The organism is Peribacillus sp. FSL E2-0218 (assembly GCF_037992945.1).
Lineage (GTDB): Bacteria > Bacillota > Bacilli > Bacillales > DSM-1321 > Peribacillus > Peribacillus simplex_B.
The window spans coordinates 1,927,734-1,941,458 of record NZ_CP150304.1 but is presented as its reverse complement, the minus strand read 5'-3'; the positions used below and the strand labels follow the sequence as shown (position 1 = coordinate 1,941,458).

The window sequence follows — 13,725 nt, the reverse complement described above, 5'->3', positions numbered from 1 at the left end:
CCCTTTACACTTCGTACCAGCTATCCTTCATCCAAATCAAATGAAGGTAACGACGGTTCTTATTTAAAAGTAGATTTTTCTCATCTTTTGTTCGTAGTCGTGTGGTCCAGTTTACCTGGACTGAATGTTGACCGGAATAAAACAACGTAAGTTTTTGTCCTTCTATGATCCCGTCACGTATCGGGTACTGGGCAGGCAGCACGTCCCTCGATGAGGTCAATTCCACGACATGATTCTGATTGATGAGCATTTCTTCATATGACAATTTATATCCGGATGTCATGGTGACAGGTTTATGCACGGGTATATTTATTTCACCTATATAGCCATTGATTAGATTCTCTCCCGCAATAGGCTGGGTGATAAACAAACGCGCCGGAGAATTGGTGATCCTTACATCCGATATATTGAGGTAATCAAAGGACCCTTCCCCCATACGGAAGATGAACTGAAGAATGTTGTTGACGTTTAGTCCTTTAATAGAAAATTTCTTATTAAACCCATAACTGTTGACGATGGCGTTATAAGCGTTGGATATCTTCAACCCGTCTATATTCAACACGGACTCATCGTCCATTGACTGTACATTCTTATGATGATAAATGGAGAAACCATCTTTATACCCCCGTATATCTACATTATTGAGGGTTAAATCATTATCTACGGGAAATAACGAAATACCAGCATTATTACCGTTGGAGGCTTTGGAGCCATCATCATAAACGGCTGTAAAGTTCTCAATAAATGACTCCTTGACCGGACTCGATAGCCTTACAGCATATTGATACAAAGGATCGTCTTTTTCCGTTTGAACATCACAGTCAATAATCCGGAGGCCATAGTGGGTTAGCTTGGATGGATCTGGTACACCCTGTGCACTCGTCTGAAACCCATAGGTCTTCCCCCCGTAGGATTTGCAATTGCGATACGTTTGATCACTGTCGTACCCATTATGAGACATGACGAACTGAGACGATGTATTATTCAAGGCATGTACATTATCCACCAATCCATCGAAAACACCCCCACAATCAACCGTATGTCGCAAGTCTGCACCAATCCCATTTTGAACAAGCATTCTCATGGTTCCCTTCATCCCTAATACGCCATTCCCCAGACCTGCAGCAGTGGAGGCGGGTTTAGTAAAGGCAAAACTAGATAGAGCACAATCGTACGAACTAATAAAAGAAACTGCCGCGCTGGCATGGTTCGTCACTTTGAATTGTTCTACCTTAGCCCCTCGTGTATATTCAAACCCTACCCCTCCATTTAGGAATTCTGCATGAGTCACGGCTGGATTGATTAATGGAGAAATTCTGGTTACGTTGATTGAGGAGATCCTTTTTGGCAGTCGAACAAAATCCCGTAACATTATGGTGTTTCCCTGTACGTATAACACCTCATGCACTTCTGAATTTATATCCGGTAGCCCATCATAGTGCCGCACCGTATCATCTTTTAGTAAAATTAAATCACCAGCTGTGATGTCTTTTACTTGGGCATTCAAACGCAATACCTTGTCTTTTCTTTTAGCCGATGCAGAAAGAGAATAGGTGATCCCACTCACTCCTCCTTTAAACGTAAATAAGTCACCCGTTCCTTTATTCATCAATTGGCTTCCTGAAAAGTTAAGCCATACACTTTTGTTCAATATTATTGGATCAAAAGCATACTCATCTTTAGGAAATCTGATTTCTGTACCTTCTTCCGACTCGGAAACGGCATCTAAAACCGATCGAGTCGTAATCTGACCATTGAACGCAAATTCAAAAGCATTGACCGTCCCTTTTAATTTCCTCTCGGCCTGTGCCAAACTTCTGTCAAAAGCATCCCCCCTTAATCCCATGGTTTGAAACACTTTACCCGTCTCCCCAGAAACATGAAAATCTTTGATTTCTGTGATATCCGTGGCATCCGCAATCTGCTCAATGTATTTTTTCGCCAGAACATCCTGCTGGAATTGCGTTTTCTCACTCAACTCGGTGGTAACTTCCGTTTCTTTATTAATTGCCTCCAGTCCGTCAGCCAGGCTGCCACGTACGTCTTTCCCATAAACTGCTGTTTTTATTTTGTGTACGAACCCGCTTATACTAGCCATTGTTTCCTCCTTCCAACGCTTTCACTTTAGCGACTAGCACATCCAAATCGACTGGATTCCTTACCGTGATTAAATTGTGCTTCTTTTTATCAAGGGCGCTGAAAAGCCCGTCAACCGTTTCGGTTGCGGGCTGATAAATCGGCATGTCCCCAATCGATTCATCCAATTCCTGAATAGCTGCCTGTAACTGTTTGACTGCCTGGTTTAGTGCATCCAAATCACTGCCTTTCAGTGTCAGCTCAATCGTGTTAACTACGTTATTAACCTTTTCGATTTGTGATTTCATTCCCCCAATTGCTTGGGCTTGGCGATGGATGGTGTTCTGCAGCTCGACCACGTTCTTTTGCGCTTTAGACATGTCATTCTGATATTGGGAGGCGGTCTTGAATAGATCCCCAATAGACAAGCTGTTCGTATTGGGATGAATAATATCAATGGTCTTTTCGACCACTCTCAGGCTTTCGTCGATGCCCATCACAGGATTAATAACTGGATAATAGTTGCCCACCTCGAAGCTTTCCGGGTCCAGTCCGATGAGCGATAAATCCAGCGCAGATAGGACATATTTGATTTTGACTCGATTGTTCTCCGCTATAAATTGGTTTCCCCTGGTCATGAGATTTGCTGGAAGGGTGATATCATCCCACGTTTCACTTTTGGCAATGACACCATAGATGTGTTTGGCCGCTTCGTCTTCTATATAATCACGACCACCGTTTACCGATGCAATGGTTAAGCGTGCCTGACTCGCATCCACAGCTCCTTCATCCTCTGACTCAATGGATACTCCAAGTGGAATCAATCGCGTAATAATCTCGCTTGGATCTGCTTCTTTTTCAATGCTCTTCAAATTTTTAGCCAGCCGTATTTCTGTTTTCTTCTGAACGCCCTTCTGGCTTATATAATCAAGATACCGGACGCCATTCTGTTTTCGAATTCTTAATTCCCCACCGAGGCGATCAATAAGTTTGTCAAAAATCGAATCCAGTGTCGATTCATACCCCAGATAGCGATAGACATTATCGGTGGAATTCGTAACCGTCACTTGGCCAACTTGGAATTTTTTATCGATTTCATCTCCGGCTATTTCTGTATTGTGGCGATCCACCATCACTTTAAAAAAGGCCGCAACCGTCATGTTTCGATATTCTCCATGACGCTGGCAGGAATCATTCAGATATCCTAGCTCACCCTCGCACAAAAAAGAATTCATCAATTTACCCTGATCATCCATAGACTCCGTGGGCAAGAGAATCCGGCCTTCGAATTCCCTTTTGCCACTTTGTATATGATCCACCGTAACGAGCGTTCGCAAAGGGCGGATGATATGAAACCCTGGATTATCAGGAAGTATGGTAAAGGAGAAGCTATCCGCTACATTAATGCCCCGTTTGATTTGACCCGTCTGTACCTTCAGATCATTAAACGCTGGATGATGTATCACGGTTTCTTGTTTCCCATTGAATATTGTGACTTTGTACATTAAATCATCTCCTTTCGATAGTTAAAGGAGATTGTACCGTTGCCAATGATACGGAGATGATTTTGTCCTGGTTTCAATACAAAATCAAAAGAGGCGGATTCACCCTTTTTAACCTGATAAGTGACCCCCTCTTTGATAATTTGCATAGCCTCTGAAGCTTGTATGTCAGGCCGGGCATGCTTAGCTCCAGGATTGTACAAAATGGTATCTAGCCTTCCTGAAACCGTGAATGAAGTCGTTTGAGCCACATCCCAAAGGAAGTTAAATTCATCCCAGCGATCATGCCCTTCTTCCTGATCAGCGATCTTGAATGGGTAGGCTGTAAACGAAACGGTGAGCTTGCCGCCTACAAAATAATCTTCGTCATCCGGACTCTCAAAGACTTCAGCCATAAAATAAAAGCCTGGGAGCTTATCATCTTTTAGCTTGATTTTTTTACTCGGTGGCATCAGCCAATGCAGAATGTCTGTTTCACGCACATACAAATGGTTTCTTCCCATTTCTCCCGTGATATTGAATACATAGGTAAGCTCTCGCTCCAAATACTCTTGATCGCCATATAGAGAAGAAAAATCATATTGTGTATTGGAAAAAGGGACACTCTCCAAAATCTTGTTTTTAGAAGGGTTGCCAATTTTGCGGCTCTCTAGCGTAAGCCCGAAATCCCTATAACTATGTTTGCCGTTGTATTCAATGCCGCTCCATATCAAGTGGCCATCCTCCTTCCAGCATGATTAATTCGTTTAGCCTGGTCCTGGTCCAATAGGGACCCCACCTTTTCTCTTCCCAAATACACATCAGCCGTCTTTTCCGCGATGGCTTTTAAATAGGCCATCATTTCCGCATGATCTTTCTTCAGAAGTTGGTTTTGTTTCAGTGTCGCTTCAAGCAGCTGCATCAACAGGTTATTTTCTTCACTGCCAGTGCTAGATGAAACATTCGGCAGTTGGTGTGGACGCTTATTGCCTTGAATCTCTCTGCCAGCAAGAGCCAATAGTTTCTGTGCAGCTGTTCTTCGGGCAGGATTGGTTGGAATGACAAATTCCGGCCACCCGTCTTCTGCAAGGTTGTACATACCAGCATGGTTAATCAAACCACCTGTAGCATAGCCTTTATAAGAACCGCCATTCATCATGGATTTTATGCCTGGAGTATTAAATACCGTTTTATATCTGCTTTTAATGTATCTGATAGCCGCTACAGCATTGTGTACCGGATTCCAGATATCATTCATTCCTTTCATTTTATGTGCATTGAACGTTGGATCAATGGTCTGCATGAGACCTTTTGATGGCGTGCCTCTTTTTGCATTACTATCCCAGTTGTTAATTGATTTAGGATTCCCACCAGATTCTTTCATTGCAATAGTAGATAAAGGATCCAGCCATGATTTAGGAACACCTGTCGCATTAATCGCCTGTGTGATCCATGTCTTAATCTGTCCGCTCGCACCAGTTGCTCCGAAGAAACCACCGCCCCCCAGCGACTCAGGATTTACAGCCTGGTTGTTTCTTCTTACTTCAAAATGCAAATGATTCCCTGTAGAATGGCCTGTGTTGCCGACAGTTCCGATAATTTGCCCATTTCTTACGCTGTCACCTGTCTTGACGTTATTTTTACTATTGTGGGCGTAAAGGTAGGACAGTCCTCCACCGGCATCGATGTGAACCACATTCCCATATCCACCATATCCAGATCCAGTTTTACCAAACCCGGCAAAACGAACCACTCCCCCGGATTGAGAAGGAATCGGGGTACCTGCAGGTGCGCCAAAATCTATGCCTTTATGCAGTTTTCCCCAACGCTGACCATAGCCACTCGTTTTCCGGAAGGGAGCAGGAAAGCTAAATCCCCCACCCCCAAAACTTGGAAGGATTCCTCCCACAAAATTGATGACCTTATCCTTCACCATGCCGAATGCACCTTTTGCTATCTTGCCAAAATTCCCGTTCACTTTGGGTATTTTAACGCCCATGGTGTTTAGGACTTTATCCATCAAGCCTTTGGCTCCACCAGAAGCCCAATCCCAAAGTTGAGAAGCTTTATCCTTTAAGGCGCTAACACCCGTTTTAATGCCACTTGCTGCCTTTGATCCTATTTTCATGGCCCCATCCCAAGCAGCACCAGCACCCTCTTTAATCTTAGTCAGCCAACCCTTCCCATCCTTATAAGCAGGAATGGATTTTAAAAACAACTTGGTATCAGGACCACTCATGACCGAGGTAGCACGAGGTAAATTAACCAAGGTATCTGTTGCGGGCGACAAAGCAAACTTTCCGTTTGGAAAGCTCAACAACTCAGGCATTCCACCATCACCAACAATAGCTGGCCCATCCTCTGGATGTCCGTCTGTACCTTTTGCATATTGTGGAACTTTCCAAGGTTTTAATTGGTTTTTCTTATCCACTCCTACCAATCCCATGACCCAATTAACACCATCAATTACGCCATTCACACCTTTTCCAAGACCCGATACCATTCTATTAGCAACTAATACAACACCAGCTTTAATCAGTCCACCTGTTTTTTTCAGGCCATCTGACATCCTTTTTGGCATGCCTTTTACCGTTTCGACCATATCCGAAACGTAGCCTTTCACACTTTTCTTAACAGAACCGAATATTTCTGAGATGCGAGATTTTAGACTAGTAAAACGGCTTAGCGTGTTTGTCACTGCGTTTTTAATAGGCGTATAAATAGCATTCTTAATGGCATTCCATATAGTTTTTGTTAAATCACGAATGCCGCTGAAAATAGTATTGATGGTATTTTTTAAGGTAGTGAAACGATTTTTAACTAAATTCCAAATCGATTGAATGATTGTTTTGAAAAATGTAAAGATGCCATTCCAAATGGTAGAGATAATATTTTTTATGGAATTCGTAATTATATTCAACGTATTATTCATAGAAGTAAATTGATTCTTCACAAAATCGACGATCCACTTTATGACCCTAGAAAATACGTTTTTAATACTGCCCCAGATGCCCTTAAATGAGTTGAGTAGCAACTTCCCTAGTGAAAGAATGCCTTTCAGCATCTTACCCCAGAACATTAATTGCACGTAATTCCAAATGAATGTTAAAGCACCGAAAAATACTTGTTTGATGCCTTCCCACATACTACCGAAGTTCCCTGTGAATAGACCGGAAAATACCTTTACTAATCCCATTATGATATTTAAGGCTCCAGAAATGCCGCCTTTGATATTACTCCATACAGATTTGATGATTGTCAGCACAAGAGGCATGGCCAATTGAATGACCTTCACAATAGCCCCGAATACAACTTTGATAATTTTGCCTATATTTGAAAGAGCATCCATGATGACCTGTCCATTTTCATCCCAGAACTTTTTGAGGATATCTAGTTGATTCTTGAAAAATGAAATGATCGCTTGGATGGCAGGTTGGATTGCTTTTAACGCATTCTTAGCCAGTTCTTTTATTTTTCCAAGCAAATTGTGGACGCCGTTACGGAAAGTCTCTGAGTTTTTATAGAGGAGGATAAATCCGGTACCTAATAACGCTAAAACCCCAATGGTTATACCAACAGGGCCTGTTAAAGCAGTAAACCCTAACCTTAGCCATTTTAACAAGCCACCAGCTTCAGCTATCCTTTTAAACAAAGGACCTATCTTCAAAGCAAGGCTTGCAACTAGTCCTCCAAACGTACCCAATCCTATCAAAACCGGGCCAAGTCCAACCGTTATCACAGCTCCAGCAATTCCAAATTTTTTTATAAGATCTTGTACGCTAGGTGTTAAATTATCGTAGGCTGCTTTTACTGATTTCACTTTGTCTACAACCCCAGAAAATAACTCTCCGAATTTAACACCAGCTTTTGCTGAAAAATCACCCATACTATCTAGACGACCTGTGAAGTCTGCTATTAAAGGTTTTAACTGAGAAAAGAATCCTCCGCCTTTTCCGCCAGCGTCCAAAAATGAAGCACCGAGTCGACCAACTGCTGCCCACATATTAGCGATCCCAGCAGTAAATGATTCTTCACCCATTTTTCCAGCTGCTCCGCCAATGTTTTTTTCAATGGCATTCATCAGCATTTCGGAGGATACTTCGCCATCGGAAGCCATTTTAGATACTGCTCCCGCTGCTACTCCCGCTTCTTCCGCCAACCATTGGTATATAGGCAGCCCTCGATCAGATAACTGCTGCAGCTCTCCATTGTAGGCTTTGTTCGACGTTTTCACTTTGTTTAAAATAGAACCCATCTCGCTCATACTTGACCCCGCTATTGCTGCTGCATCTCCTGTTAGCGATAAATACGTGGTTAAATCTTTCCCCTCTTTCACGCCTGCAGCTACGGCATTGGCCGCGGTAGTGGCGGCTTCATCCATCCCGAATGATGTACCACGGACAGCATCAAGGGCCGATGTCATGATTTTTTCTACACCTTTTGCATCATGACCAAGACCGGTCAATTTTGCTCTGGCCGTATCTATGCCGACCAGGCGATTAAACCCTTTAACCAGCGTTATGCCCGCTAGTGCTGATGCTGCTCCTACAGCAGGTAAAGTAAGTTTCTGGGTTAAACTTTTTCCTACATCCTTTGTTTTATCTGATATAGATTTCAAACCACTTCCGAAATTAATAAGAGAATCGCCAGCTTTTGTCCAGCCAGAAGAAGCAACCCGTTGTTCTTCTTTCAACTTTTTGAGTTCTTCCCTTACATTCCCTACATAGCGTTCTAAATTATTGAGAGCAGCCACTTCAGCGTTATAGCTGCTAGCCGCCTTATCCGCCTCTTTGGACCCTTCTCCATGTTCTCTGACCATCTTTTCGTACTCAAGTTTGGCTTGTTTCGTGACCTCTTTTTGGACTTCCAGTTTCCGATTCAATCCAGTTAAACGGGTTTCATATTTTCCTATTGAGCGATCACTGCGATCAAAAGCAGACAGGTTTGCCTTCATTTCACTGTTTACGGATTTTAGCTTGTCTTTTACCCCGGTTAGGCCACGGTTGAGGGCTGTGGAGTCAAGATCTAGTCCAATGGAAAGTCCTTCTATCTTCTCCATCCATCCCCCTCCCTTCCCATACCAATAAAAAAATCCTTAGCCTCCGAATGCGGAAATTAAGGATTTTTCTTGTTTTGGTTTATTTTTTTCACGTATGATGTCGAGTAAAAAATGGTAAGGCATATTCAATATCTCATTGATATCCTTCCCTTCTTTTAAAAGATCCAGGATGAGGATGTCCAAGTATTTTTTTTGCTTGGCTGGAGAAAAGTCCTCATCCGTTAACGTTTCTTCGCCAGGAACTTTTTTGTTTCATCATTCTGGCTGCCTTGTGCCACAAACATAATCTGTTCCTGAAGGGTTTGAATAGCATCCGGAGCATGGAGCCCATTGAATAATTGTTCTTTGGTGAATTGCTTGTTATAAACCTTGTTGGCGACAAAATCCAATAATTTTTCAATTAAATCCCTTTCCGAGCCAGCACTTTTTCCTTTTTCACTTTTGTCAATCGCTTCTGTCATATCAAGCGCTTCGTACACAACAGAAAAAGGGATGAACACAGGAGTCAGGTATTTTTCTGTCACAATCTCCCCCTCTTTTACTTCTTTCACCAATTCGATCATATTGCGTTTTAAGTTTGCCATTTCAAAACATCCCTTCATTTTTTAAATTAGGCTTTGTTAAAGCCTAATTTTGATTTTTTGAACAAATAAAAGAGACCACAATTTGCGGTCTCATTAGTGGATCTCTTTAAAAACAAAACGACTCCGTAAATAGTCATATTTTTGTCTAATATTCATCCTCAATCTTTTGAATACATGTTTCTATTATTTCCTCAAATAACTTGTTTCTTCTTCTACCTTTATTTTTTTCTAAAACAAATAAAGCTATTGATACTAAGATAAAACATAGAAAGAAAATGTTACTTATAGTCGCTAATATTTCAGGATTTAAAGACGAAATATCACTGTTTTCTTCGGAAGTTACCTTCCTAAATAAAGGATTAGATATAGAGCCAATTATTATAGTTGCAATAATAGGTATGAATAATCTAAAAATTAAATCCGATAAATAATTATTATTCATGGTTTTCAAGAGGGCCTTAATTAAGAGTAACTTGTTCTTATTATATTTAACATATGTTAGTAATCTTTTTTGAGTAACTTCTAAGTTAATTAAAATCTTCTCATTTTTATTTATTTCTTTACCCATAATTTCTCTTACTATATTCTTATCGTTTTTATTATCAAGCCAATCAAATAAGCTCTTGGATTTACTATCCTTTAATGACTCTTTGAAATATAAATAATAGAAAAAATGAACACCGCCTGAAATTAGAATTATTGTAAAAGCATAGTAGGCAGACGCAGGAGTTTGTACAAAACTAGCAACAACTATCGGCAAGAAAAAATATAGCAAAAAAATAATTACATGAAAAATTATGCTGAGGAGTCCATATAAAATTTTCTTCACTATCACTATAATCCCCCTAACCGTTTTTCCTCTATTATTGTTGTACACTTACCCGTTTACTTCCTCCTTAAACAATCTACATACCTTAATAGCCTTTAATTAAGAGCAGGCTGTATCGCCCGCTCCTTAGATTTCTTTAATTACTGGTTTCTTCAACTTGTTTTCAGAGGACAATAATTCCTCTAAACGTTCAGCCTCCACCTTTTTATTGGATGGTTTTGGAAAGGCATCCCCTTTACGATAGACCTTCCCTTTGTCCTGAAGGTCTTTGAATTCCTTTATAACTTGATATTTCTTTTTTTCACTCATCAATTACACCCCCGGCAGTGTGCCAGGATAAGGTTTTCCAAATACCTTTTTGAATAGGGAATCTCGGTTATCTGTTTCCCCTTTTTTGTCCGAGCCGAACAGAACCGATTTTTCCGATTTAGCCCCTTCCACAAAACGTTCCATAAATTCTCCCTTTACTTCATCATTGGTAAACTCTTTTTTGTCTTCTTTGGTCTTACCAGAAATTTTAGACCGCATGAACATTCCTTTGGTGAGTCCTACCCACTCCTTAGAGCCATCCTCATAGGTCTTGGTAAAAACAGCAGCGACATAAGGAGGCACATCATCACTTCCAACTGACGATAGTCCATCCACTTGTTCCAACCCAAATAAGATATTTTTGTCCTGTACCGGTACTTTATGAAACTGCGTGGATACAGTTATATTTCCACCTGAAATGGCTATTTCCGCGGTACGGTTATCCCCAAATGCCCTATTTGCTTCTTGTGGCATTTCTATCTCGATTTCTTGTAAAAACTTTACCCTTGTAATTTCTCCCGTCTTAAACGATTTTTCATCTTCATCAGTTAATACCGCATAATAAAATTCATCCACACCAGTGGATGCTTTATAGTTTTTCTCTTCTGGCAACATAATCACTCCTCTTTAAAATTAAAATAGACACTCTATAAAGTACCTAATCGTCTCGATAGATTTTTCCTCGATACCTTCTAGCATCACGAAAGATGCCTGTACCTTTATCCCATTCATCTACACCTGATCCTTGCGAAAATCCAAACTTCCACATGGCATCACGGATTTGTCCGGATAACTCTCTTGTTGTGGCTCTCTTTTTTGACCACACGTCTATTTGTAATAGACACTCATAGGTCAGCCACGTATTATCCGCAAAATCTTTAGGGAGAGGGACATCTAATGGATCAATGATGATAAAAGGTGCCGTCACATCTCCCGTTTCAGGAAACTCGTAAAATTTGATTCTTCCATCCACGGTTTCCTTGATAGAAGGGTCTGCCATTAGCACATCATAAATTATTTCTAATACATCCATTACAACCCTTCCTTTATTGCCTTTTTAATTGCACTTCGATAGGCTGACTCGGCATTTCTCATCGCTCGTACGATGGCACCCTTACCACGCGGGCTCGGGTGTCGTACTGTGCCAAACTCGTTTAAATGAATGATCCGATAACGATCTTTCGGACCACGCCAATGAATGGTAATCGTCCTCACACCACTTATCCATACTGGATCTGATATGGTCATTTCTTCAATGGATGCCCCAGTATCTTTAAAGGATTGAAATTGAGATTTTAGCTCCTTGATAAATACTTGGGCTCCTTGTTTCAATGCCTTATCACTTAGCTGCTGCGCCTTCCATCTCCCTAAGCGTTTTTCTAATTCAGCCATCACCGCTTTTTCCCCGTGTATTTTTACACTCATGTTCTTACCTCAGCAACGATCCTTATTTCCCCTCGATTTTTAAAATCAGGAGCAACGTGTTTTATATTAAAGTGCTTATCTTTATAAATAGGAGCACTGACAGATACATAATGCTTATTCGTTGGTTGATAAGCCCCTCTTGGATCTCGAATTTTAATAGTGATATCATTTAAAGTTCCATTTGCCTTAGCTAACTCTAAATCCTTCGCCCATACTTCTTCGATAACTGCCCAACATTCATAAAGCACCGATTTCATTTTTTCTCCTGGCGTTGGACCATCATTTCCTACATACTCGTAGAAAGTAGCTCTGTACTTCCATCGATTAATCAGTCTCTTCGGCATCAGCGAATACCTCCTGTAAAAAGAAAGGAGTTAGAGCATTTAAGGCATCTCCTAATTCCTTTTCAGCCACACGGTACTCATAAAAGATCCCAGCGACCATGATGACTAAATACTCCGTTTGCTTTCCCGTAGCATTCTTTACATAAGTTTTAGCTTGCTCTAAATAAAAAGAGAGCATAGATTCATCCATGCCCTCATCCCAATAAATATGGTTTTTTAGTTTATTTATAAGCTCTTCATTCATAAGACATTAACCTTTAGCTGGTGCAGCTTCTCCAACTTCATACCGGTATGCTGTAGGCTCTAATGGAGAATAAATCAATTGACCGTCTAACAAATTGTAAACTTGGAATCCAATTTTATTTGTTCCGCTATATTTCTCAATTAACTTCTGTAATTCCATAGCCCCAATAACATCTTGAATATGGAATGATGCAAAATCACCAAAATAGAAAACTGGAACAGCTGGATCATCTGTGTTTGCTGCATCTGTATAATCTAATTTATGACCAAGTAGACGATATCCCATTCCGTCTGGTGCTTCATAAAGGAGTGGGCGGCCATTAGCATCAAGCAATCCTTCTAAAGCAGTAAATGCTGCACGATTAACAATCCACATAGATTTCTTTAATACCGCAGTAACAGGTTGACCTTTAAATTTGACTAACTGTTGGTACAGTTTAGAAGCTAAACCACCTGCTTCCAAATCAACTGTTTCTGTTTCATAGAACGTAACAGCCTTTTTAGCAAGCGCTCCAGGATTCTCATTTCCTGCATCATCACCGTTAAACATGTATCTCGTTTCTTTTTCTACATATGCCTTTTTCAATTCTTCCACAACAATTTCTTCGATGTTAACACCAGACATTTTCATCAATTTTTTTGTTACTGTTGCTAAAGCATCAAATTCTGCTGGATCAAGAAAAATCTCATCAAATTCAATATCAGTTTCAGCAATTTCTTGAGTGCGTTCTTTCTTATTTACATTAGCTTTAGCCTTTTTAACAAGCACCGGATACTTCACATTACCTTTTGTTCTATGGACAGAGCCATATTTACGTAATAAATTTTCTTCTTGAGCATAAGTAATAATTTCAGTAGCAATTACTTCTGGAATAGTTACAGACCCATTTCCAACTTCAATACCAAGTGAACGTGCTTCTGCTTCATTAATTTTACCAACCACAAAGTTAGCAAATGCAGAACGAACCTCTTTTTCACGTTGCTTCGTAGATTTAGCATTACGAGTAGACAAAGCTGTTTGAATTGCAGTCATTGCATCAGAGCGCTGTTCGGAAAAAATACCTGCCGAACGTTGACCTTCGCCCTCGTCTTCCCCTTCATCTCCTGAGCGACCTTCTCCACCTTCACCAGAACCTTCATCACCAGTACCACCCTCTTCTCCTTCTGAACCACCTTCTCCTTCTTCACCTTCATCATCGCCAAGGTTAGCTAATGCATCAGCAATTTCTTGCGCTTCATCCGCCAGCTCCTGTACTTCTGTTTGAACAGCCTCTAAATCCTCGGGGCGAACTTCATTCTTTTCTAATTTACTACGCAATTCTGTTAAGCGTTGGTTATTTCGTTTTTGCAATGCTAATAATAGTTTTTTATTCAT

Annotated in this window: 13 protein-coding genes; all 13 read right to left on the bottom strand. The window is 40.7% G+C overall.

Annotated elements, in window-relative coordinates; translation table 11 throughout:
- Positions 1-4: 4 nt before the first annotated feature.
- The 13 genes from MHI53_RS09380 to MHI53_RS09320 all read right to left on the bottom strand — a co-directional run bounded on the left by MHI53_RS09380 (position 5) and on the right by MHI53_RS09320 (position 13,725).
- Entirely contained in the window at positions 5-2,098 is a 2,094-nt protein-coding gene (locus MHI53_RS09380; protein WP_340373304.1) for a hypothetical protein, read from the bottom strand.
- Positions 2,091-3,581, bottom strand: coding sequence for a phage tail protein (locus MHI53_RS09375; protein WP_340373303.1), 1,491 nt, complete (start codon positions 3,579-3,581; stop codon positions 2,091-2,093). The genes MHI53_RS09380 and MHI53_RS09375 overlap by 8 nt, the downstream gene beginning before the upstream one ends.
- Entirely contained in the window at positions 3,581-4,291 is a 711-nt protein-coding gene (locus MHI53_RS09370) for a phage tail protein (protein WP_340373302.1), read from the bottom strand. The genes MHI53_RS09375 and MHI53_RS09370 overlap by 1 nt, the downstream gene beginning before the upstream one ends.
- Positions 4,288-8,616, bottom strand: coding sequence for a peptidoglycan DD-metalloendopeptidase family protein (locus MHI53_RS09365; RefSeq protein ID WP_340373301.1), 4,329 nt, complete (start codon positions 8,614-8,616; stop codon positions 4,288-4,290). The genes MHI53_RS09370 and MHI53_RS09365 overlap by 4 nt, the downstream gene beginning before the upstream one ends.
- Positions 8,617-8,837: 221 nt before the next feature.
- A complete protein-coding gene (locus tag MHI53_RS09360; RefSeq protein ID WP_340373300.1) occupies positions 8,838-9,200 on the bottom strand; it encodes a hypothetical protein in 363 nt (120 codons plus the stop codon).
- Between the two features lie 145 nt (positions 9,201-9,345).
- Positions 9,346-10,029 carry a hypothetical protein gene (locus MHI53_RS09355; protein ID WP_340373299.1) on the bottom strand — a complete coding sequence of 228 codons (684 nt, stop codon included), beginning with the start codon at positions 10,027-10,029 and terminating at the stop codon, positions 9,346-9,348.
- 126 nt (positions 10,030-10,155) lie between these two features.
- Positions 10,156-10,338: a hypothetical protein gene (locus MHI53_RS09350; protein ID WP_340373298.1), complete on the bottom strand. Its 183-nt coding sequence runs from the start codon at positions 10,336-10,338 to the stop codon at positions 10,156-10,158.
- Positions 10,339-10,341: 3 nt separating this feature from the next.
- A complete protein-coding gene (locus tag MHI53_RS09345; protein WP_340373297.1) occupies positions 10,342-10,953 on the bottom strand; it encodes a major tail protein in 612 nt (203 codons plus the stop codon).
- 43 nt (positions 10,954-10,996) lie between these two features.
- Positions 10,997-11,371, bottom strand: coding sequence for a DUF3168 domain-containing protein (locus MHI53_RS09340; protein WP_340373296.1), 375 nt, complete (start codon positions 11,369-11,371; stop codon positions 10,997-10,999).
- Positions 11,371-11,763 carry a hypothetical protein gene (locus tag MHI53_RS09335; RefSeq protein ID WP_340373295.1) on the bottom strand — a complete coding sequence of 131 codons (393 nt, stop codon included), beginning with the start codon at positions 11,761-11,763 and terminating at the stop codon, positions 11,371-11,373. Before MHI53_RS09335 ends, MHI53_RS09340 begins: the two co-directional genes overlap by 1 nt.
- Positions 11,760-12,107, bottom strand: coding sequence for a head-tail adaptor protein (locus tag MHI53_RS09330; RefSeq protein WP_340373294.1), 348 nt, complete (start codon positions 12,105-12,107; stop codon positions 11,760-11,762). Before MHI53_RS09330 ends, MHI53_RS09335 begins: the two co-directional genes overlap by 4 nt.
- Positions 12,088-12,351, bottom strand: a complete 264-nt coding sequence (locus tag MHI53_RS09325) for a head-tail connector protein (RefSeq protein ID WP_340373293.1) — start codon at positions 12,349-12,351, stop codon at positions 12,088-12,090. The genes MHI53_RS09330 and MHI53_RS09325 overlap by 20 nt, the downstream gene beginning before the upstream one ends.
- A 6-nt stretch (positions 12,352-12,357) precedes the next feature.
- Complete coding sequence (locus tag MHI53_RS09320; protein ID WP_340373292.1) at positions 12,358-13,725, bottom strand: phage major capsid protein; 1,368 nt, start codon at positions 13,723-13,725, stop codon at positions 12,358-12,360.